22 protein-coding genes are annotated in these 19,765 nt (G+C 67.2%); 16 read left to right on the forward strand and 6 right to left on the reverse strand.

The features are described from left to right. Positions 1-172: 172 nt before the first annotated feature. Complete coding sequence (locus R5H32_RS03650; protein WP_318337343.1) at positions 173-355, reverse strand: hypothetical protein; 183 nt, start codon at positions 353-355, stop codon at positions 173-175. A gap of 150 nt (positions 356-505) precedes the next feature. On the opposite strand from R5H32_RS03650, the gene R5H32_RS03655 reads away from it, so the two are divergent. Together R5H32_RS03655 and R5H32_RS03660 are read left to right on the forward strand one after the other, a co-directional pair. After that, positions 506-1,243, forward strand: a complete 738-nt coding sequence (locus tag R5H32_RS03655) for a helix-turn-helix domain-containing protein (protein WP_318337344.1) — start codon at positions 506-508, stop codon at positions 1,241-1,243. Positions 1,244-1,771: 528 nt separating this feature from the next. Continuing rightward, a complete protein-coding gene (locus R5H32_RS03660; RefSeq protein WP_318337345.1) occupies positions 1,772-3,109 on the forward strand; it encodes an 8-oxoguanine deaminase in 1,338 nt (445 codons plus the stop codon). Positions 3,110-3,284: 175 nt separating this feature from the next. Here R5H32_RS03660 and guaD read toward each other — a convergent pair whose 3' ends face one another. Beyond that, positions 3,285-4,565: a guanine deaminase gene (guaD, locus tag R5H32_RS03665; RefSeq protein ID WP_318337346.1), complete on the reverse strand. Its 1,281-nt coding sequence runs from the start codon at positions 4,563-4,565 to the stop codon at positions 3,285-3,287. Positions 4,566-4,695: 130 nt separating this feature from the next. On the opposite strand from guaD, the gene mgtE reads away from it, so the two are divergent. Beyond that, complete coding sequence (mgtE, locus tag R5H32_RS03670) at positions 4,696-6,078, forward strand: magnesium transporter (RefSeq protein WP_318337347.1); 1,383 nt, start codon at positions 4,696-4,698, stop codon at positions 6,076-6,078. Then, positions 6,075-6,629: a 5-formyltetrahydrofolate cyclo-ligase gene (locus R5H32_RS03675; RefSeq protein ID WP_318337348.1), complete on the forward strand. Its 555-nt coding sequence runs from the start codon at positions 6,075-6,077 to the stop codon at positions 6,627-6,629. Before mgtE ends, R5H32_RS03675 begins: the two co-directional genes overlap by 4 nt. A 9-nt stretch (positions 6,630-6,638) precedes the next feature. Here R5H32_RS03675 and eda read toward each other — a convergent pair whose 3' ends face one another. Together eda and edd are read right to left on the reverse strand one after the other, a co-directional pair. Next, on the reverse strand, positions 6,639-7,280 hold the full coding sequence (gene eda, locus R5H32_RS03680) for a bifunctional 4-hydroxy-2-oxoglutarate aldolase/2-dehydro-3-deoxy-phosphogluconate aldolase (protein ID WP_318337349.1): 642 nt from the start codon (positions 7,278-7,280) through the stop codon (positions 6,639-6,641). An 82-nt stretch (positions 7,281-7,362) separates the two neighbouring features. Then, the gene (gene edd / locus R5H32_RS03685; protein WP_318337350.1) at positions 7,363-9,162 is read right to left on the reverse strand and encodes a phosphogluconate dehydratase; all 1,800 of its coding nucleotides are present in this window, start codon (positions 9,160-9,162) and stop codon (positions 7,363-7,365) included. A 191-nt stretch (positions 9,163-9,353) separates the two neighbouring features. On the opposite strand from edd, the gene R5H32_RS03690 reads away from it, so the two are divergent. From R5H32_RS03690 to R5H32_RS03700, 3 genes are all read left to right on the forward strand, one after another. Beyond that, positions 9,354-9,518: an RSP_7527 family protein gene (locus R5H32_RS03690; protein ID WP_318337351.1), complete on the forward strand. Its 165-nt coding sequence runs from the start codon at positions 9,354-9,356 to the stop codon at positions 9,516-9,518. 97 nt (positions 9,519-9,615) lie between these two features. Continuing rightward, the gene (locus tag R5H32_RS03695) at positions 9,616-10,818 is read left to right on the forward strand and encodes an RSP_2647 family RNA methyltransferase (protein WP_318337352.1); all 1,203 of its coding nucleotides are present in this window, start codon (positions 9,616-9,618) and stop codon (positions 10,816-10,818) included. Next, on the forward strand, positions 10,815-11,357 hold the full coding sequence (locus R5H32_RS03700; RefSeq protein ID WP_318337353.1) for an RSP_2648 family PIN domain-containing protein: 543 nt from the start codon (positions 10,815-10,817) through the stop codon (positions 11,355-11,357). The genes R5H32_RS03695 and R5H32_RS03700 overlap by 4 nt, the downstream gene beginning before the upstream one ends. A gap of 7 nt (positions 11,358-11,364) precedes the next feature. Here R5H32_RS03700 and serS read toward each other — a convergent pair whose 3' ends face one another. Beyond that, on the reverse strand, positions 11,365-12,654 hold the full coding sequence (serS, locus tag R5H32_RS03705) for a serine--tRNA ligase (RefSeq protein ID WP_318337354.1): 1,290 nt from the start codon (positions 12,652-12,654) through the stop codon (positions 11,365-11,367). Positions 12,655-13,099: 445 nt separating this feature from the next. Here serS and yajC point away from each other — a divergent pair, with 445 nt between their 5' ends. The 9 genes from yajC (at position 13,100) to R5H32_RS03750 (ending at position 19,353) form a co-directional block, all read left to right on the forward strand. Then, on the forward strand, positions 13,100-13,429 hold the full coding sequence (gene yajC, locus R5H32_RS03710; protein WP_318337355.1) for a preprotein translocase subunit YajC: 330 nt from the start codon (positions 13,100-13,102) through the stop codon (positions 13,427-13,429). 36 nt (positions 13,430-13,465) lie between these two features. Next, complete coding sequence (gene secD, locus R5H32_RS03715; protein ID WP_318337356.1) at positions 13,466-15,136, forward strand: protein translocase subunit SecD; 1,671 nt, start codon at positions 13,466-13,468, stop codon at positions 15,134-15,136. A gap of 11 nt (positions 15,137-15,147) precedes the next feature. After that, positions 15,148-16,122, forward strand: a complete 975-nt coding sequence (secF, locus tag R5H32_RS03720; RefSeq protein WP_318337357.1) for a protein translocase subunit SecF — start codon at positions 15,148-15,150, stop codon at positions 16,120-16,122. Then, positions 16,122-16,478, forward strand: a complete 357-nt coding sequence (locus tag R5H32_RS03725) for an Mth938-like domain-containing protein (protein ID WP_318337847.1) — start codon at positions 16,122-16,124, stop codon at positions 16,476-16,478. Before secF ends, R5H32_RS03725 begins: the two co-directional genes overlap by 1 nt. A gap of 40 nt (positions 16,479-16,518) precedes the next feature. Further along, complete coding sequence (gene ccmA, locus R5H32_RS03730; RefSeq protein WP_318337848.1) at positions 16,519-17,145, forward strand: heme ABC exporter ATP-binding protein CcmA; 627 nt, start codon at positions 16,519-16,521, stop codon at positions 17,143-17,145. Between the two features lie 79 nt (positions 17,146-17,224). After that, positions 17,225-17,881 carry a heme exporter protein CcmB gene (ccmB, locus tag R5H32_RS03735; protein ID WP_318337358.1) on the forward strand — a complete coding sequence of 219 codons (657 nt, stop codon included), beginning with the start codon at positions 17,225-17,227 and terminating at the stop codon, positions 17,879-17,881. A gap of 56 nt (positions 17,882-17,937) precedes the next feature. Beyond that, positions 17,938-18,666: a heme ABC transporter permease gene (locus R5H32_RS03740; protein ID WP_318337359.1), complete on the forward strand. Its 729-nt coding sequence runs from the start codon at positions 17,938-17,940 to the stop codon at positions 18,664-18,666. Further along, a complete protein-coding gene (gene ccmD, locus R5H32_RS03745; RefSeq protein ID WP_263336475.1) occupies positions 18,666-18,821 on the forward strand; it encodes a heme exporter protein CcmD in 156 nt (51 codons plus the stop codon). The genes R5H32_RS03740 and ccmD overlap by 1 nt, the downstream gene beginning before the upstream one ends. Next, a complete protein-coding gene (locus R5H32_RS03750; protein ID WP_318337360.1) occupies positions 18,814-19,353 on the forward strand; it encodes a DsbE family thiol:disulfide interchange protein in 540 nt (179 codons plus the stop codon). Before ccmD ends, R5H32_RS03750 begins: the two co-directional genes overlap by 8 nt. Positions 19,354-19,361: 8 nt before the next feature. Here R5H32_RS03750 and R5H32_RS03755 read toward each other — a convergent pair whose 3' ends face one another. Then, positions 19,362-19,667, reverse strand: a complete 306-nt coding sequence (locus R5H32_RS03755) for an antibiotic biosynthesis monooxygenase family protein (protein ID WP_318337361.1) — start codon at positions 19,665-19,667, stop codon at positions 19,362-19,364. Positions 19,668-19,765: the final 98 nt, after the last annotated feature.

Below are 19,765 nucleotides of genomic sequence, written 5' to 3' on the forward strand. Positions count from 1 at the left end.
ATCGCTGAGCGAATCGACATCTAAACGGAAGTGGCGGGCGGCGCTTGCCGTTCGCCACCCCAGACCGGACCGGCCGCAAACCTTCTGCCAACGGGGCCTTTGAGCCCAGGGTAACCATCTGCAGGGCTACGCCGTCATGACTGCAATCGGATCATGATAGCCATTCGAAATCTCAGGCAATACGGCGCCACAATGCGGACGATGCGTCCGTCAGAGTGACGAACAACATTGCGAAAATGGACCGCGATTTTGCCTGTCTAGGCCGCCCTTTAACGGGAACGTGCCCATTTGCCCGCGATTTACGAATGGCCTCTTTGTACCTCGCTTCAAGTTGAATCAGGTAGATCTCTTTCATGTCTCCATCCTCCGAGGCTTGTCTTAGTTGTGCATATCGAAGGGCGGGGGCGGGCGGGTAGTGCACGAGATGAATCGCGTCCGGTACAGATTGTGAACTGGATCAAGCCGCGCTCGGTAGGGTAAACTTATCCTTGGAGGTATTCGTCCGATGAAGACGCAACCCTATGGCATGATCTGCCCGATTACCCATGCCTGCGAAATTCTGGAACCGAGATGGACGATTCCAATCCTGACCGAACTCTGGGCCGGCTCGACGCGGTTCAACGACCTGCGCCGCGGGATAGGTAGCATATCGCCGGCATTGTTGTCGAAGCGACTCAAGGAGTTGGAAGAATTCGGCCTGGTCGAACGAATCGAAGACCACGCGACGGGAAACGTCGACTATATCCGTACACAGATGGCCATTGACCTTGAGCCGGCGCTGAACGAACTTGCCATGTGGGCACAAAGGCATGTCAAGGCGGAGGTCGCCTTAAGAAACGCCAACCTTTCCTCGCTTATTCGGTGCATGCCCAACATATTCGCCGCCGAGGAACTTCCGAACCGACGAATAGTGCTCCAGTTCCACTTCAGGGACGACTTGGACTACGACACCATCTGGGCAGTCATACAGCCAGCTAAGCCGGTGGAAGTCTGTACGTCGATCCCGGGCTTCGACGTCGATCTGTTTGTAGAGACGAGCGTGAAGTCCTTGACTGCATTGCTCCTGGGGCGGACGAATATTGCTCGCGAGATACGGGCAGATCGGCTGTTCCTGAGCGGCGATGCGCTCCTTGAGAGAACGATGCCTCGGTGGCTGCGCATCTGCGAATATCAGCCTGAACAGGGTGCGGCCATATTATGTCCGGAAACCTCCGGCGAACATGCAGGTCCAGTGACGCACTGATTTTCGACGGCCGGCAAACGAAAACTTTGGAGATCCGCCGCGGAATAACGATCTAGGTTGATCACGTCCAAAGACAGGTCACGCGAATAGCCACTGTCGAGGGTCGCGCGGTCATCCGAAATCTTCCCATCAATGGCGGGATTGTCCGCATAGCCGACCAACACGCTTTGCGGACACCCCCAAAAAAATCACCGAATGTCATCGGTCGCGGCATACCCCAGACCATCTCACCTCTCCCTTGCTGCTGTGAAACGGGCGCTTTTACGGCGCCCCACCGCCGCCATCATGCCCGTCCGGGATCCCGTATCACCTCTCGCTCAGCCGCCCCGCCCGCCGACTTCTGGCCGTCCAGTCTCTCGCGCCATTCGGACGCCGCCGCAAGATATGGACAAACGCGGCGGATCGATTCACAGTCGGTTCGCCCCATCCTGGGATGGGACGAAAACCGATACGACCGCCGCTGCCGAGTCCTTCCCCCTTCTGTCGCGCAGCCGTTCCCGATCCACCGAAGGGGTGGCAGGAGGGAACATGTCAGAGATTCTCATCAGGAATGCCGCACGGGTCGTGACCATGGACGCGGGCCGCACCGAGGTCGAAGAGGGCGACGTGCTGATCCGCGGCGGCGTGATCGCCGCGGTCGGGCCGGGGCTCGCGACCCGCGGCACCGTGGTCGAGGCGAAGGGATGCGTGGTCACGCCCGGCCTGGTCAACACCCATCACCATCTCTACCAGACGCTCACGCGCGCGGTTCCGGGCGGGCAGGACGCGCTCCTCTTCGGCTGGCTGAAGACGCTCTACCCGATCTGGGCGCGGTTCGGGCCCGAGGAGATGCGCGTTTCCGCACTGGCCGGGCTGGCCGAGCTGGCGCTGTCGGGCTGCACGATGACGTCCGACCATCTCTACCTCTATCCGAACGGCGCCCGGCTTGAAGACACGATCGACGCGGCGCGCGAGATCGGGCTCCGGTTCCACCCGACGCGCGGCGCGATGTCGATCGGAACGAGCGCGGGCGGCCTGCCGCCCGACAGCCTCGTCGAGCCGGAGGCGGGGATCCTGAAGGACATGGAGAGGGTGGTGGATGCCTTTCATGATCCGGCCGAGGGGGCAATGGTGCGGGTGGGCCTCGCGCCTTGCTCGCCGTTCTCGGTCAGCCGCGACCTGATGCGCGAGGCGGCGCTCCTGGCCCGCGACAAGGGGGTAATGCTGCACACCCATCTTGCCGAGAACGACGAGGACATCGCCTACAGCCTCGCGCAGTTCGGCTGCCGTCCGGGGCAATATGCCGAGGACCTCGGCTGGACCGGCGCCGATGTGTGGCATGCCCACTGCGTCAAGCTCGATGGTTCGGAAATTGATCTTTTTGCCCGAACCGGCACTGGCGTTGCCCATTGTCCCTGTTCGAATTGTCGGCTCGGCTCCGGCATCGCGCCGGTGCGCGCGATGCGCGATGCGGGCGTCGAGGTGGCGCTCGGCGTCGACGGCTCGGCGTCGAACGACGCCGGCAACCTGATTGCCGAGGCACGGACCGCGATGCTCCTGCAGCGCGTGGCGCGGGGGGCGGACGCGATGAGCGCGCGCGAGGCGCTGGAGATCGCGACACTCGGCGGCGCCAGGGTGCTCGGGCGATCCGATTGCGGCGCGCTCGAACCCGGCAAGCGCGCCGATATCGCGGTTTGGGATATGTCGGGGATCGAGGCCGCTGGAGCACGGGACCCGGTCGCCGCCCTTCTCCTCTGCGGCCCGACCCGGGTGCGTGATCTTTTCGTCGAAGGACGTCCGGTGGTGCGCGGCGGCCAGATCGTGACCTTGGACCTACCCAGGGTGATCGAGACCCAGAACCGTCTGGCCCGGCGGCTGATGGCGTGACGGGGGGCTGTCTGCCCCCCGCCCCCCCCCGAGAGTATTTTCAGACAGAAAGTTGAAGTAGCGGCTTTCACTTTCTGTCCTGAAATACTCCCGCCGGAGGCAGCGGAGCCGCGCTATGCGCGGCGACCCCAGTGAAAGCGTGACGCCGAAGGCGTCTCCGCTGGATCGGCCGGGATCAGACCGGCCGGCCGCCGACCCAAACCGCTTTCACCGCCCGGTCGTCCCCCATCATGATCGTCGGGAAGAGCGCTTCCCAGATGTCCTTGGCGCGCTCGGAGCGTTGCGTGATGGCCGGGGTGGATGCAAGGTCGATCACCGCGATATCGGCCTCCATGCCCGGGGCGAGGTTGCCGATCCGGTCGTCGGCGCGCAGGCTCCGTGCGGCGCCCTGCGTCGCGAGCCACCAGAGTTCTGAGGGATGCAGCGGCCGCCCGCGCAGCTGCGCCACCTCGTAGGCCGCGGCCATCGTGCGCAGCATCGAGAAGGACGACCCGCCGCCGGTGTCCGTGGCAAGGCCGATCCGGTGGCCCGAGCGCGATAGCCCGTCCATGTCGAAGAGCCCCGAGCCGATGAAGGTGTTCGAGGTCGGGCAGTGGATGAGGCTCGCATCGACCTCCCGGAGCCGGTCGATCTCGCGCGGCTCCAGGTAGATCGCATGGCCGAAAAGCGCACCGGGGCCGAGAAGGCCGAATTGCTCGTAGGTGTCGAGATAGTCCCTGAGCGTCGGGAAAAGCGACTTGACCCACGCGACCTCGTCGGTCTGCTCGGAAAGGTGCGTCTGCATCAGGCAGTCCGTGTGCTCCTTCCAGAGTGCGCCCATCGCGTCGAGTTGCTCGGGCGTCGAGGTCGGCGAGAAGCGGGGCGTCACCACATAGGAGAGCCGCCCGCGCCCGTGCCATTTCTGCAGGAGCCGCTTGCTGTCGTCATAGGCCGTCCGCGGCGTATCCGTCAGCGCCTCTGGCGCGTTGCGGTCCATGCAGGTCTTGCCGGCGAAGGCACGCAGGCCGCGGCGCTCGGCCTCGGTGAAGAATGCATCGACGCTTTCGGGATGGATCGTGCAGTAGGAGCAAACCGTGGTGGTGCCGTTCGAGAGCGTCAGGTCGAAGTAGCGCGCGGCAATCTCTGAGGCGTAGGCCGGGTCGGCGAACTTCATCTCTTCGGGGAAGGTGTAGGAATTCAGCCAGTCGATGAGCCGCTTGCCCCAGCTCGCGATCATCGCGGTCTGGGGGTAATGGACATGGGCATCGACGAACCCGGCCGAGATCAGCGCGTCCCCATAGTCGGTTATCCTCGCGTCGGGATGGGCGCGGCGGAGGTCATCCGCCTCGCCCACCTCCGCGATGCGCCCCGACTCGACAAGCACGCCGCCGCGGGCCGAATGCCGCGCCGCTTCGATACCCTCGGTCATCGGGTTGCCCCCGAACCGCAGCACCTGTCCGATCAGGAGATCCGCCATTTCGCCTCGCCATCATCATTCCGTTGCCTGCGCAGTCTAAAGCCATGACGGGCACGGGGAAATCCGCCCCTTGCCCCCTGTTTCTTTGAAACTCCTTCCGATAATGTCGCGGTAATCGAGCGGGGGCGGAATGGCGGAAACCGAGGAAGACGGCGTCGAGCGCGACGAGGACGAGTACAGCCTCGATCCCCGCATCGTGGACGCTATCCTCGAAGCCGTCGAAGCGGGCGATTCTGCGGCGATCGACGAACTGATGGAGCCCTTGCACGCGGCCGACATCGCCGACCTTTTCGAACAGATCGGCTACAATGATCGCGCCGCGCTGATCGGTCTCTGGTCGCGCGGCATCGACGGCGAGATTCTCTCCGAACTCGATGAATCGATCCGCGAGGAGGTTATCGAACTCCTGCCGCACGAGGTCCTGACCGAGGCGGTGAGGGAGCTCGATTCGGACGATGTCGTCGACCTCATCGAGGACCTCGAGGAGCCGCAGCAGGAACGCATCCTGGGCGCGCTCGCGGAGAGCGACCGGGCCGCCGTCGAGCAGTCGCTCACCTATCCGGAATACTCCGCCGGTCGCCTCATGCAGCGCGAGGTGGTGACCGCGCCCGACCACTGGACCGTCGGCGAGGCGATCGACTTCCTGCGGAACGCCAAGGAACTGCCCGATCAGTTCTATCACATGATCCTGATCGACCCGCGCTGGCATCCGACCGGATATGTGACGCTCGGCAAGCTTCTGTCGTCGAAGCGCGCGGTGAAGCTGACCGACATCACCGAGGACAGTTTCCGCACCATCGACGTGATGGAGGAGGAGGGCGACGTCGCCTATGCCTTCAACCAGTACCACCTGATCTCGGCGCCCGTGGTCGATGCCGATGATCGGCTCGTCGGCGTCATCACCATAGACGACGCGATGGCGGTTCTCGACGAGGAGCACGAGGAGGACATCCTGCGACTCGCCGGCGTCGGCGAGGGTTCGCTTTCCGACAGCGTGGTCGAGACGACGAAGCAGCGGTTGCCCTGGCTCGCCGTCAACCTCGTCACGGCGATCCTCGCCTCGATCGTCATCGCCCAGTTCGAGGGCGTGATCGGCCGGATCGTGGCGCTCGCGGTGCTGATGCCGATCGTCGCCTCGATGGGGGGCAATGCCGGGACCCAGGCGCTGACCGTCGCGGTCCGGGCGATCGCGACGCGCGACCTCACCGGCTCGAACCTGTGGCGGGTGGTCCGGCGCGAGGCGACGGTCGGGCTTGCCAACGGCGTGATCTTCGCCGTCGTGATGGGTGCGGTCGGCTGGTTCTGGTTCGGCTCGGCGATGATCGGGGTGGTGCTCGCTGCCGCAATGGTGGTCAATCTGGTCGTTGCCGGGCTCGCCGGGATTCTGGTGCCCGTGGCACTGGAGAAGGCAGGCGTGGACCCCGCGCTAGCTTCGGGCGCCTTCGTGACGACGGTGACCGATGTGGTGGGGTTCTTCGCGTTCCTCGGACTGGCGGCGGTGGTGCTTCTGTGAACCTGACTGAAATCAAGGCGGCTGCGCGGGCGGAGGCCTTTGCCCGGCGCAAGGTGGCGTTCGCGGCGCGGGCGGCGGAGGATTGCGCCCGCCTGAAGGCGGTGCTGGCGGAGCATTCCGGCAAGGCGCTCGCGGGCTACATGCCGATGCGGACCGAGATCGACTGCCTGCCGGCGATGGCGGCGCATCAGGGGGCGGTCGGCGTGCCGGTGATCCTCGGGGCCGGGACGCCCTTGAAGTTCCGTAGCTGGAGCCCGGAGGCGACGATGGTCGCAGGCGAGTTCGGCGCGCTGATCCCCGAGAGCGGCGACTGGGTCGAGCCCGACGTCCTGATCGTGCCGCTTCTGGCCTTCGACCGTCGCGGCTACCGCCTCGGCTATGGCGGCGGCTTCTACGACCGGACGCTCGAGGGGCTCCGTGCGCGAAAATCCGTGACCGCGATCGGCTTCGCCTTCGCGGCGCAGGAGGTGGACGAGGTGCCGATCGAGCCGACCGATCAGCCGCTCGACCTGATTGTCACCGAGGCCGAGGTCTTCGCGCCGGGCCGTTGATCCGGCGCGTCAGGGCCGGAGCGACGAGGCCTCGCGCGCGAGCGCGGTGATGGCGTCCCAATCGCCTGCCGTGACCCGGTCTTTCGGCGCGACCCAGCTGCCTCCGACGCAGAGCACATTGGCAAGCTTCAGGTAGCTTCCGACATTGGCCGGGCCGATGCCGCCAGTGGGGCAGAAGCGGACCTGCGGGATCGGCGCGCCAATCGCGGCGAGCGCGGGAGCGCCGCCCGAGGCTTCGGCCGGGAAGAACTTCTGCACGGTGTAGCCGCGTTCCAAGAGCCGCATCACCTCGGTCGCGGTCGCGGCTCCGGGAAGGAGCGGGAGCCCCTCGTCCTCGCAGGCCTTTAGGAGGCCGTCTGTCGCGCCCGGCGAGACGCCGAAACAGGCGCCTGCGGCCTTGGCGGCCTTCACATCTGCAGGCGTGAGCAGGGTGCCCGCGCCGACGACGCCGCCCTCGACCGCGGCCATGGCGCGGATCGCGTCGAGCGCGGCGGGGGTGCGCAGCGTGACCTCGAGCGCGGGAAGGCCGCCGGCGACGAGAGCACGCGCGAGCGGGGCGGCGCTGGTCGCATCCTCGACCACGAGCACCGGAACGACGGGGGCGAGGCGACAGATCTCTTCGGCCTTGGCCGATTGCGCGGCGGGTGTCATCGCTCATCCTTCTGCGGTTCGGCGGGAGGCGGTGTCGGACGCCTCCGGCGGGGGTATTTGGGCAATGAAGAAGCACACGCGCCTAGAGGAGCGCCGAGGCGCCTTCGGTGGCGGCGCCGACGTTGCGGCGGAATGTCTCGAAGAGTTCGCGGCCCATGCCGTGGCGGTTGGCCGAGAGATCGGGGGTCTCGGGGGTGCGGGTGGCCAAGTCGAAGCCCTTGACCGCAAGCTCCCCGGTCGTGGCGTCGAGCCGGATCACGTCGCCGTCGCGAAGCAGGGCGAGCGGGCCGCCGGCGGCGGCCTCTGGGCTGACATGGATCGCCGCCGGTACCTTGCCGGAGGCACCCGACATCCGCCCGTCGGTCACGAGCGCGACCTTGAGGCCACGGCCTAGGAGCACCGACAGCACCGGGGTCAACGAATGCAGTTCCGGCATGCCGTTGGCCTGCGGTCCCTGGAAGCGCACGACGACGACGGTGTCGGCAGTAAACTCGCCCCTCGCGAAGGCGGCCTTGACCTGGTCCTGGTCGGAGAAGATCCGCGCCGGGGCCTCGACGACCTGGTATTCCGGTGCGACGGCCGAGGCCTTGATCACCGCGCGGCCGAGATTGCCGGTGAGTTCCCTGAGCCCGCCGGTCGGCTGGAAGGGGTCGGCCGCGGGACGCAGGATCTTGTCGTTCTCCGTCCTGGTTGGCCCGGCCCGCCAGCCAAGCGTGCCGTCCTTCAGGACCGGCTCCTCGGTATAGCGGCGCAGCCCGTCGCCAGCGACGGTGCGGACGTCTTCGTGCAGGAGCCCGGCTTCGAGGAGTTCGCCGATGAGGAAGCCAAGCCCGCCCGCGGCGTGGAAATGGTTCACGTCGGCGAGCCCGTTCGGATAGACCTTGGCCATCAGCGGCACGATCTCCGAGATGGCGGCGAAATCCTCCAGTTCGAGCGCGATTCCGGCCGCCCGTGCCATAGCCGGAAGGTGCATCACGAGGTTCGTCGACCCCCCGGTCGCCATCAGCCCGACGATGCCGTTGACGAAGGCGCGTTCGTCGAGGATCTCGCCCGCCGGGCGGAAGTCGTTGCCGAGCGCGGTGATCGCGGCCGCGCGGGTGACGGCGGCGGTGGTGAGCGCCTCGCGGAGGGGCGTGTTCGGGTTGACGAAGCTCGCGCCGGGCAGGTGCAGCCCCATGAACTCCATCAGCATCTGGTTGGTGTTCGCGGTGCCGTAGAAGGTGCAGGTGCCGGGGCCGTGATAGGCTGCCATCTCGGCCTTCATCAGCTCGTCGCGGCTGATCTCGCCCGCGGCGAAGCGGTTCCGGATCTTGGACTTCTCGTCATTGGGCAGGCCTGAGGGCATCGGCCCGGCGGGGACGAAAATCGCCGGCACATGGCCGAACGTGGCCGCCGCCATCACGAGGCCGGGAACGATCTTGTCGCAGACGCCGAGATAAAGGGCCGCGTCGTAGCAGTTGTGGCTCATCGCCACCCCGGCGGCGAGCGCGATCACGTCGCGCGAGAAGAGGCTGAGTTCCATCCCGGCCTGGCCCTGCGTGACGCCGTCGCACATCGCCGGCACACCGCCCGCGACCTGGGCGGTGGCGCCGGCCGCGCGGGCGGCGGCACGAATGAGGTCGGGATAACGCTCGTAGGGCTGGTGTGCCGAGAGCATGTCGTTGTAGGCGGTGACGACGCCGATGTTCGGCGCGCGTCCGGCCGCGAGGCGGTCCTTGTCCTCCGCCATCGCGGCATAGGCATGGGCCTGGTTGCCGCAGCTCAGGTGCACGCGCGCGGGACCGTCCTCGGCCGCCCGGCGCAGCCTTTCGAGATAGGCGGAGCGGTTCTCGGCCGATCTGCGTCGGATGCGATCGGTGATCTCGGCAAGGCGCGGATTCATGGTACGGTTCCTCGAACGTCCGGGGTGGCGGGACCTTAGCCGCCTCGCCGCGCCATAGCATGTTCCGTTATCGCTAACAACCGCTTGGTCCTTCACATGCGCTTTCAGCATGGCAGGATTGCGCATCTGTCCATGGCGCTTCCCTGCAGCATCGCCTACCTCCCCGCCGACCTGGATATAAGGAGCCCGTCATGGCCCAGACCCCGAAATACGCGCTGCCGACCCATGAGGAGCAGCGGAAGATCATGGCCCGCGCACGCCAGATGCAGGGCGACGCGATGGCGGAGATGTTCCGTGCGCTGGCCCGTACCATTGCCCGCCTGCTGAAGCCAAGGACCGCCGCGGCAGCCCGCTGACGCGCGGCAAGGGCAGGGCGCTTCGGTGTATGCGCTCTTTCCCCCACGCGGCGTTCCGACTAGATGAGGTTGAACCCCTCCTCACCGGATCCGTGCGATGACCGACAGCCCGAGCCTTCCCACCGTCCGCCTGCGCCCCAAGGCCGAAGCCCGCGCCATCCGCCACGGCTTTCCCTGGGTCTATGCCGACGAACTCGTGACCGACCGGCGCACGCAGGGCCTCGTGCCGGGCACCATCGCCCGGCTCGAGGATGCCGAGCGACGGCCGCTCGGCGTGGTCACGGTCAACCCGAAGTCGAAGATCATCGCCCGGGTGCTCGACCGCGACGAGAGCGCGGTGATCGACCGCGCCTGGATCGCTGCCCGCATCGCCCGCGCGCTGGCCCTGCGTGAGCGGTTCTACGACGCGCCCTTCTACCGGCTCGTCCATGCCGAGGCTGACGGGCTGCCGGGCGTGATCATCGACCGCTTCGGCGAGGCCGCCGTGGTCCAACCCAACGCCGCCTGGGCCGAGGCGATGATCGGTGACCTTGCCGCCGCCCTGGCCGAGGTCACCGGGGTCACCACGATCATCAAGAACGGGACCGGGCGGGCGCGCGGGCTCGAAGGGCTGGCGGAGGAGACCACGGTGCTCGCGGGCGGGCTTGACGGGCCGGTGCCGGTGCCGATGAACGGTGCCGTCTACATGGCCGACCTTGTGGGCGGGCAGAAGACCGGGCTCTTCTTCGATCAGCGCGACAACCACGCTTTCGCCGCGCGGCTTGCGAAGGACGCGCGGGTGCTCGACGTCTTTTCGCATGTCGGCGGCTTCGCGCTCGCGTCCCTCGCTGGCGGGGCGGAGAGCGCGCTTTCGGTCGATGCCTCGGCCGCGGCGCTGGAGCTGGCCGGGGCGGGCGCCGAGGCCGCGGGCTCTGGCGCGCGGTTCGCGACGCGGAAAGGCGACGCCTTCGCGGTGATGGAGGCGCTGCAGGCCGAGCGTGCGAGCTTCGACCTCGTCGTCTGCGATCCGCCGGCTTTCGCGCCCGCGAAACCGGCGCTCGAGGCCGGGCTTCGCGCCTATGAGCGGGTGGCGCGCCTCGCCGCGCCGCTGGTGGCGCCGGGCGGGTACCTAGTCCTATGCTCCTGCTCGCACGCGGCGGACCTCACGCAGTTTCGCAACGCCTCGGCGCGCGGCATCGGTCGGGGCGGTCGGCGTGGGCAACTCTTGCACACCGGCTTCGCCGGGCCCGACCATCCGCAACTGCCGCAACTCGCCGAGAGCGGCTATCTCAAGGCGCTGTTCTTTCGGCTCGACGGATGAAGGTCGTCCTCGACGCTTGCGTCCTCTATCCGACGGTGCTGAGGGAGATCCTGATCGGCGCCGCGCGGGCGGGGCTTTTCACGCCGCTCTGGTCCGACCGCATCCTCGAGGAATGGGCGAGGGCCAGCGTCAAGCTCGGCCCCGGTGCCGAGACGATCGCGCGGGGCGAGATCGCGGTGCTGCGCGCCGGTTTCCCGAAAGCCTCGGTCGCGCCGCATGAGGGGCTCGCCGCGCGGCTCTGGCTGCCCGATCCCGCCGATATCCATGTGCTGGCCGCCGCGATCGCGGGCCATGCCGACCTGATCGTCACCTTCAACGCCGCCGACTTCCCGCGCCATGTGCTGGCCGAGGAGGGGGTGCGGCGCGAGGATCCGGACAGCTTCCTTCTCGACCTCTGGCGCACCGACCCCGGCGCGGTCGCGGGCGCCGTTGCGGCGGTTCAGGCGGAGGCGGAGCGGCTCTCGGGTGAGCCGCAGCCGCTTCGCGCACTTCTAAAGCGAGCGAAGCTGCCGCGACTCGGCAAGGTTCTGGCCGGCTGACCTAAGGTCAGACCAGCGTGCCCTCGGCCGTGAGCCGGGACTTGCCGCCAAGCCAGGGATGCAGCGCCTCGGGCAACATGACAGAGCCGTCGGCCTGCTGGCCGTTCTCCAGGACCGCGATCAGGCAGCGCCCGACGGCGAGGCCGGAGCCGTTCAGCGTGTGGACGAAATCCGGCTTGCCGCCCGCAGGGCGGAAGCGGGCGTTCATCCGCCGCGCCTGGAAATCGCCGCAGACCGAGACCGAGCTGATCTCGCGGTACTTGTTCTGACCCGGCAGCCAGACTTCGAGGTCATGGGTCTTGCGCGCGCCGAAGCCCATGTCGCCGGTGCAGAGGACGATCGTGCGGTAGGGGAGCCCCAGCCGCTCCAGCACGGCCTCGGCGCATTTCGTCATCCGCTCATGCTCGGCGAGCGACGTGTCGGGCGTGGTGATCGACACCATCTCGACCTTTTCGAACTGGTGCTGGCGGAGCATGCCCGAGGTGTCCTTGCCGGCCGAACCGGCCTCGGAGCGGAAGCACTGGGTATGGGCGGTCATGCGGATCGGCAGCGCGGCTTCATCGAGGATATCGCCCGCGACGGTGTTGGTCAGCGTCACTTCCGAGGTGGGGATCAGCCACCAGCCGTTGGTGGTCTGGTAGCTGTCCTCGGCGAATTTCGGCAGCTGGTTGGTGCCGTACATCGCGTCGTCCTTGACCAGCACCGGAGTCATCGTCTCTGTCAGCCCGTGCTCGCTCGTGTGCAGGTCGAGCATGAACTGCGCCAGCGCCCGGTGGATGCGGGCGACGCCGCCGCGCAGGAGCACGAAACGCGCGCCGGAAAGCTTCGCTGCCGTCTCGAAATCCATGCCGGGCTTTACGCCCGCGATCTCGAAATGCTCGACGGGCTTGAAGTCGAACTCCCGCGGGGTGCCCCAGCGGCGGATCTCGACGTTGTCGTTCTCGTCCGCGCCCTCGGGCACGTCCGCGAGCGGCAGGTTCGGGATCGTCATGAGAAGATTGCGCAGCCGCGCGTCCTCGGCCTCCGCTTCCTCGTTCAGCCGCGCCACCTCGGCCTTCTTCTCGGCGACGAGGGCGCGCAGCCGCTCGAATTCTGCCTCGTCACCCTTGGCCTTGGCGGCACCGACCTCCCTTGAGGCGGCGTTCTGCGCGGCCTGCGCGGTCTCGGCCGCAAGGATCTTCGCGCGGCGCGCCTCGTCGACACCAAGGATCTCTGCGCTGAGCCCGGACAGACCCCGGCGCCCGAGGGCGGCGTCGAAGGCTTCGGGGTTCTCTCGGATCGCGCGGATGTCGTGCATGATGGGCCTCTTCGGGGTCGTTCGGGCCAGATATGCCCGATCCGGCCGGGAAGGGGAACCGGGAATCTGTGCGCCAGGATAGCTGCGTCATCTTCGGTGGAGTGTTTGAGGGGATTCATTAAGAAAGCCATATAAAATATTGAATATAAATATTAATATTAAGATTGATGTTACGGTAGGTTTCGGCCGGTTTCGGTTTACCGCCCCGGCAGGGTGGGACCGTTAAAGTCGTCGGCGGCGGGCCACTGGGTGCTTTGAGGCCGATCGTTGCTATCGGCTTCGGACCCTTTCTGCCGGGGCTGGCCGCGTCGCGCGCCGCCCGCGGCTTTCCCGAACGGGCGCGGCGACGGGGCTGCTCCTTGCAAAGCCCCTTTCCCGCCTATAGGTTCCCCGCGACAAAAAATCCGGGCCGCTAGCGCCCCACCGACCGAGAGGACGCCTTTCCATGATCATCACTCCCGCCTATGCGCAGGCCGCCGGTGGCGGTGGCGCTGCCGGTCTCGCGCAGTTCCTGCCGCTGATCCTGATCTTCGCGATCATGTATTTCCTGCTGATCCGTCCGCAGCAGAAGAAGCTGAAGGAACACAAGGCGATGGTCGAGGCGCTGCGACGCGGGGACCAGATCGTCACCCAGGGCGGGATCATCGGCAAGGTGGCCAAGGTCAAGGATGACGGCGAGCTCGAGGTCGAGATCGCCGAGGGCGTCAAGGTGCGTATTGTCCGCGCCACCGTCACCCAGGTCCTGTCGAAGACCGAACCTGCGGCGACCAAGTAATCCCGACAGACCAGAACCGAGACCGGATCCCCGATCATGCTGCAATTTCCCCTCTGGAAGCGGATCATCATCCTGGGGCTCTGCGCTCTCGGGCTGCTGACGGCGCTGCCCAACGCCTTCTACACCCGCGCCGAGCGGCACAACGACGCCGTCACCGCGGCCGAGAAGGCCGGGTTCGAGACGCCGGAGCAGGAGGCCGACCGGGCGCTCTGGCCCGATTTCCTGCCCTCGAACGTGGTCAATCTCGGCCTCGACCTGAGGGGCGGTGCGCATCTTCTCGCCGAGGTCCAGGTCGCCGATGTCTACAAGGCGCGGATGGACGGGCTCTGGCCCGAGATGCGCAAGGCGCTCGCGGACGCGCGGGGCGAGATCGGCGGCATCCGCCGCGCGCCCTCGGATCCCTCGGAACTGCGCATCCAGATCGAGAAGCCCGAGGCGATGGCAAAGGCGGTCGAGGTCGCGAATGGCCTTGCCTCCAATGTCGTCAGCCTGACTGGCGTAGGCCAGAAGGATCTCGACATCACCGCCGAGGGCAAACAGCTCATCGTCCGCCTCTCGGAGGCCGAACGCGCCGCGACCGATGACCGGACGATGCAGCAGTCGCTGGAGATCATCCGCCGGCGCATCGACGGCGCGGGTACGCGCGAACCGACGATCCAGCGCCAGGGCACCGACCGAATCCTGATCCAGGTGCCGGGCGTGGGCTCGGCCGCCGAGCTCAAGGCATGGATCGGCACCACCGCGCAGCTCACCTTCCACCCGGTCGTCGGCCGCGGCACCGACGGCAGCGCGATCGCCAAGCCCGGCACGATAATCGTGCCCTCGATCGACGAGGACGAAGAGGGCGTCTTCTACACGCTCGACGAGGTGCCGGTGGTGACCGGCGAGGATCTCGTCGACGCGCGCCCCGAATTCGACCAGAACGGCCGCCCGGCCGTCGGGTTCCGCTTCAACCCGTCCGGCGCACGCAAGTTCGGCGACTACACCGCCACCAATGTCGGCCAGCTCTTCGCCATCGTGCTCGACAACGAGGTGATCTCGGCGCCGCGCATCAACCAGCACATCCCAGGCGGCTCGGGGATCATCACCGGCTCGTTCACGGTGGAAAGCTCAACCAGCCTCGCGGTGCTGCTGCGCGCGGGCGCGCTGCCGGCGAAGATGACCTTCCTCGAGGAACGCACGATCGGGCCCGAGCTTGGCCAGGATTCGATCGACGCGGGACGCGTCGCCGCGATCGTCGGCATCGTGGCGGTCGTCGCCTTCATGATCGCGAGCTACGGGCTCTTCGGCGTCTTCGCGACCGTCGCGCTCGCGCTCAACATCTCGATGATGTTCGGCATCCTGTCGATGATCGGCGCCACGCTGACGCTGCCCGGCATCGCCGGCATCGTGCTGACGGTCGGCATGGCGGTCGACGCCAACGTGCTCATCTTCGAACGTATCCGAGAGGAGATGAAGACCGCCAAGGGCCCGGCGCGGGCGATCGAGCTCGGCTATGAAAAGGCCATGTCGGCGATCGTCGACGCCAACATCACCACCTTCATCACCGCGCTGATCCTCTTTTTCCTCGGCTCCGGCCCGGTCAAGGGCTTCGCGGTCACGCTCGTCATCGGCCTCGTCACATCGGTCTTCACCGCGATCTATGTGACCCGGCTCTTCGTAACCACCTGGTTCGACCGGAAACGGCCGAAGACGATCACGGTCTGAGGGACATCACCATGGCATTCCGTCTCAAGCTCGTCCCCGAAACCACCAACATCGACTTCTTCCGCTGGGCCTCGGTCACCTTCGGCGGCTCCGTCGCGCTGGTCATCGCTTCGATCATCCTGAGCGTCATCATGGGGCTCAACTTCGGCATCGACTTCAAGGGCGGCACCACGATCCGCACCGAGTCGACCTCGCCGGTCGATGTCGGCGCCTACCGCGCGGCAGTGCAGCCCCTCGGCCTCGGCGACGTGCTGATCTCCCAAGTCTACGACCCGACCTTCCGCGAGGACCAGCATGTCGCGATGGTGCGCATCCAGGCGCAGGAGGGCGACGAGGCCATCACGCCGGAGATAATCGGGAAGGTCGAGGCGGCGTTGAAGGGCGTCGATCCCTCGATCACCTTCCCGTCGGTGGAATCGGTCGGACCCAAGGTTTCGGGCGAGCTGATCTGGACCGCGGTGCTCTCGGTTCTCGCCGGTACGGCCGCGATCTGCTTCTACATCTGGCTCCGCTTCGAATGGCAGTTCGCGGTCGGCGCGGTGGTGGCGCTCATCCACGACATCGGTCTCACGATCGGGATCTTCTCGCTCTTCCAGCTCAAGTTCGACCTCACGATCATTGCGGCGCTGCTGACGATCCTCGGCTATTCGATCAACGACACTGTCGTCGTCTTCGACCGGCTGCGCGAGAACCTCATCAAGTACAAGACCACGCCCTTGCGCGATCTCTGCAATCTCTCGGTCAACGAGACCCTGAGCCGGACGGTGATGACCTCGGGCACGACGCTGATGGCGCTGATCGCGCTTCTCGTCTTCGGCGGCGACGTGATCCGTGGCTTCGTCTTCGCGATGACCTGGGGCGTGATCGTCGGCACCTATTCCTCGGTCTATGTCGCCAAGAACGTCGTCCTGATCCTCGGCGTCAAGCGCGACTGGGGCAAGAAGGAGGACGGGCCGGCGGGAACCCAGTTCGCGGCCGGGAAATGATCCGGCTGAACGAGATCCCGTTCGGCGCCGCCCGTCCGGTGGATGGTTACGGGCCGGGCTTTTTCCGCATCGGCGGCGAGGTCATCCACGGCGCGGTACTCGTCACCGCGCGCGGGGCGCAAGCCTGGGGCGGCTATGATGACGACGGCCCGCTCCTGTCGCTCGCCGGAGAGATCGACGTCCTCCTGGTCGGCACCGGCCGCACGATCGCCCATCCGCCGGCCGCCTTGCGTGAAAAGCTCGATGCGGCCGGGATCGGCGTCGAGCCGATGGCGAGCGACGCGGCGGCGCGGACCTACAACGTTCTCCTGTCCGAGGGGCGGCGGATCGCCGCGGCGCTCCTGCCGGTCGATTAGGCGCTTTGCCTTCCCGCCCGGATCGGCTAACCCCTTGACCATGATGCTCTCGGTGCATGACCTCGCCGTCTCGCGCGGCGGTATCACGATCCTCGAACGGGTAGGCTTCGCGCTGGCGCCGGGCGAGGCGCTGGTGCTGCGCGGACCGAACGGAATCGGCAAGACGACGCTATTGCGCGCAGTGGCGGGCCTGCAGCCGCCGGTGGCCGGACGGGTCGACCTTCCGCCAGAAGGTGCCGCCTATGCCGGCCATGCCGACGGTCTGAAGGCAACACTCAGCGTGGCCGAGAACCTGACCTTCTGGGCGAGGATCTATGGCCAGGGCGACATCTCAGCCGCCCTTCACGCGATGGACCTCGAAGGCCTCGCCGAACGCCCGGCGCAGAACCTCTCGGCCGGCCAGAAGCGCCGCCTCGGCCTCGCGCGGCTCCTCGTCACCGGCCGCCGGCTCTGGCTCCTCGACGAGCCGACCGTCTCGCTCGACACCGCGTCGGTCGCACTCTTCGCCGCCGCGATCCGCGCCCATCTCGCGTCGGGGGGGGCTGCACTCATGGCCACCCATATCGATCTCGGTCTCGAAGAGGCGCGGATTCTCGACCTCACGCCCTTCCGCGCGACGCTGCCCGCGCCGGGGCAGGGCGGTGGCTTCGACGAGGCCTTCGCATGATCTGTTTCTTCATTGCCGAAATACCCCGGGGGTCCGGGGGCAGGGCCCCCCGCGCCCGCCACCGGGGAGAGACCTACCCATGCTAGCGCTCCTCCTCCGCGACCTGCGCCTTGCCACCCGCGCCGGCGGCGGCTTCGGGCTCTCGCTCGCCTTCTTCCTCATCGTCACCGTGCTCGTCCCGTTCGGCGTCGGCCCCGAGGGTGGCACGCTTTCGCGCATCGCGCCCGGCATCCTCTGGGTCGGCGCGCTCCTCGCCTGCCTCCTGTCGCTCGACCGGATCTTCGCGCTCGACCGCGAGGATGGCTCGCTCGACCTCCTCGCCACCGCGCCGATCCCGCTCGAAGGCGTGGTCGCGGTGAAGGCGCTCGCGCACTGGCTGACGACGGGGCTGCCGCTCACGCTCGCCGCCCCGGTCCTTGGCGTGCTGCTGCACCTGCCGGGCCCGGGGTTTGCCTGGCTCACGCTCTCGCTCGCGGCCGGCACGCCGGCCCTCTCCATCATCGGCACCTTCGGCGCGGCGCTCACCGTGGGGCTGAAGCGCGGCGGGCTTCTGCTGTCGATCCTCGTCCTGCCGCTCTACATCCCGACGCTGATCTTCGGCGCCGAGGCGGCGCGGCGCGGGGGCGAGGGGCTCGCCACCTTCACGCCGCTCCTGATGCAGTGGGGCATCACCCTGGGCGCGCTCGCGATCCTGCCTTTCGCCGCGGCTGCGGCAATCCGCGTCAATCTGCGCTAGGGGAGCGCGTGTTATCAATGTTGAGAGCACGGTCCGGAACGGTTAGCAAGGGCGCCATGTCGATCTGGGAATACGCCAACCCGAAGAAGTTCATGCAGACCTCGGCCAGGGTGCTGCCCTGGGTGACCGGGCTTGCCGTTCTGACACTGATCACCGGCCTGGTCTGGGGTTTCTTCTTCACGCCCGACGATTTCCGCCAGGGCGCGACCGTGAAGATCATCTACATCCATGTCCCCTCGGCGATGATGGCGATCAATGCCTGGGCGATGATGCTGGTGACCTCGATGATCTGGCTCGTCCGCCGCCACCATGTCTCGGTGCTCGCGGCCAAGGCAGCCGCCCCGATCGGTGTCACGATGACGCTGATCGCGCTCTTCACCGGGGCGATCTGGGGCCAGCCGATGTGGGGCACCTGGTGGGCCTGGGATCCGCGGCTGACCTCTTTCCTGATCCTCTTCCTCTTCTATCTCGGCTACATCGCGCTCTGGGAGGCGGTCGAGGACCCCGACACGGCGGCCGACCTCACCTCGGTCCTCTGCCTCGTCGGCTCGGTCTTCGCGCTCCTGTCGCGCTATGCGGTGCTCTTCTGGAACCAGGGCCTCCACCAGGGCGCCTCCCTCTCCCTCGACGCCGAGGAGCATGTCGCCGACACCTTTGCCTGGCCCCTCTGGGTCTCGATGGCGGGCTTCGTCCTTCTCTTCGTCACGCTCGTCCTGATCCGCACGCGGACCGAGATCCGCGCCCGCCGGCTCAGGGCGCTCGAGGCGCGGGAAAGGATGGCGTGATGGTGGACCTGGGCAAATACGCGGGCACCGTGCTCGGCGCCTATGGGGTGACGATCCTCCTGATCCTGGGCCTCGTCTGGCTGTCGCTCAGGAAGGGCGCCGAGATGCGCCGGCGGCTCGAGGCACAGGAAAAGAGGATGGGACGCAATGGCTAGGATCTCGCCGCTGATGGCGCTGCCGCCGGCGATCTTCGCCGGGCTCGCGCTGATGTTCATCCTCGGCATGCAGCGCGAGGATCCCGACGCGCTGCCCTCGACGCTCGAAGGCCGCGAGGCGCCTGCCGTCGTGGTGACGCCGCTAGCCGACCTGCCGGTGTTTTCCGACGCCGATCTCAGGGACGGCAATGTCAAGCTCGTGAACTTCTGGGCAAGCTGGTGCGCGCCCTGCCGGGCCGAGCATCCCAACCTCACGAAACTCGCCGGAGAGGGCGTGACGATCTACGGCGTCAACTACAAGGACAGGCCGCAGGCCGCGTTGAAGTTCCTTGCCGATCTCGGCAATCCCTTCGCCGCCACCGGTGTGGACGAGAGCGGGCGCATGGGGATCGACTGGGGACTCTACGGCGTGCCCGAGACCTTCGTGATCGACGGCGAGGGCAAGGTGATCCTGCGCTTCGCCGGCCCGATCACCGAGCGCGTGCTGGCGTCTGACATCCGACCGGCGATGGAGAAGGCCGCGGCCGAATAGACCGCCGCTCAGGCGGTGATCAGCTGCGCGAGATCGTAGTGGTGGAGCGCCCGGTCGGCGACCAGCTCCGCCTCGTCGGGATGGATATGCGGGTTCTGCCAGTCCTCGCCGGCGAAGGCCTTCAGCGACTCCACATCCTTCCAGACCATCACCATGCAGAATTCGCGCGGGCTTTCCGGTCGCGGCAGGCCGGGCGTGGCCGAGACGAGGCCGGGCTGGCTTTTCACCAGGGGCAGTGCGGTGTGGAGAAAGAACTCGCGGAACTCCGCCTCCTTGCCCTCGTGGATGGTCGCGCGAAATATGCGGATGATCATGGTTCGCCTCCCTTTTCACTGGGGAAAGGATAGCACAATCGCGCCCGACCCGGCGGCCTCGACCGGTCGAGGCCATCGTTCTGAAGACCTGTCCAAAC

This window comes from Defluviimonas sp. D31 (assembly GCF_033436765.1).
Taxonomy (GTDB): Bacteria; Pseudomonadota; Alphaproteobacteria; order Rhodobacterales; family Rhodobacteraceae; genus Albidovulum.